Annotated in this window: 1 protein-coding gene; it reads left to right on the top strand. The window is 46.8% G+C overall.

What is annotated here, in order from left to right:
• Positions 1–17: 17 nt before the first annotated feature.
• A partial coding sequence (locus tag IPZ60_RS14095; protein ID WP_194198353.1) for an aldehyde dehydrogenase family protein occupies positions 18–1,348 on the top strand: 1,331 nt, incomplete at its 3' end.

Here is a 1,348-nt window from a genome sequence, read left to right as displayed (position 1 = left end):
ACAACAAGGAGCAGTTAATGTTATATCCCTATCCAAATACCGAAAAAAGCCAAGTCCAATTCCGCGAAAAATACGACAACTTTATCAATGGTGAATGGGTTGCACCCGTTGATGGTGAATACTTTGACAACACCAGTCCCATAGATGGCAAAGTCATCTGCCAAGTTGCACGCTCAAAAGAAGCTGATATCGAAAAAGCCTTAGATGCGGCTCACGCTGCCAAAGATGCATGGGGCAAAACCAGTGTAACCGAACGCGCCAACATCCTCCTCAAAATTGCTGACAAAATGGAAGCCAATCTTGAGTCTATCGCCATTGCTGAATGTTATGAAAACGGCAAACCGGTACGTGAGACACTCGCAGCAGATATCCCGCTAGCGGTTGACCATTTCCGTTATTTCGCCAGTGCCATTCGCGCTCAAGAAGGCGGTATCAGCCAAATTGATGACGATACGGTTGCTTATCATTTCCATGAACCCCTTGGTGTTGTCGGACAGATTATTCCTTGGAACTTCCCTATCCTGATGGCCGTGTGGAAACTGGCACCTGCACTAGCTGCTGGTAACTGTGTGGTTCTTAAACCTGCTGAGCAAACCCCTGCGTCTATTCTCTATATGTTAGAGATTATCGGTGCGGCTGATCTGTTACCTAAAGGTGTATTAAACGTCGTCAATGGCTTTGGTGTCGAAGCTGGTAAGCCGTTAGCTTCTAACCCTCGTATTAATAAAGTGGCCTTTACGGGTGAGACCACGACAGGTCGCCTCATCATGCAATATGCCAGTGAAAATATCATTCCTGTGACCTTGGAGCTGGGCGGTAAGAGTCCAAATATCTTCTTTGCCGATATCATGGATGAAGATGATGACTTCTTAGACAAGGCCGTTGAAGGTTTGGTGATGTTTGCGCTGAACCAAGGTGAAGTCTGTACCTGCCCATCACGTGCACTGGTACATGAGAGTATCTATGATGAGTTTATCAAGCGCTGTATCGCTCGTGTTGAAGCCATCAAAATGGGCAATCCGTTAGACACGGAGACGATGATTGGGGCACAAGCAAGCTCAGATCAACTAGAGAAGATCCTGTCTTATCTAGATATCGGTAAACAAGAAGGCGCTAAAGTACTTGTCGGTGGTGAACGAGCCACACACGACGGTGATCTAGGTGATGGCTACTATGTGCAACCGACTATCTTTGAGGGCACGAACGACATGCGTGTGTTCCAAGAAGAGATCTTTGGACCGGTGCTTGCGGTAACGACCTTTAAAGATGACGAAGATGCAATGAGAATTGCCAACGATACACTATATGGTTTAGGCGCTGGTATTTGGACGCGCAGTGTACATAAGGC

This window comes from Psychrobacter sp. NG25 (genome assembly GCF_015234355.1).
Taxonomy (GTDB): domain Bacteria; phylum Pseudomonadota; class Gammaproteobacteria; order Pseudomonadales; family Moraxellaceae; genus Psychrobacter.
The sequence above is the reverse complement of the archived record's forward strand: the minus strand, read 5'-3'. Positions and strand labels throughout refer to the sequence as shown.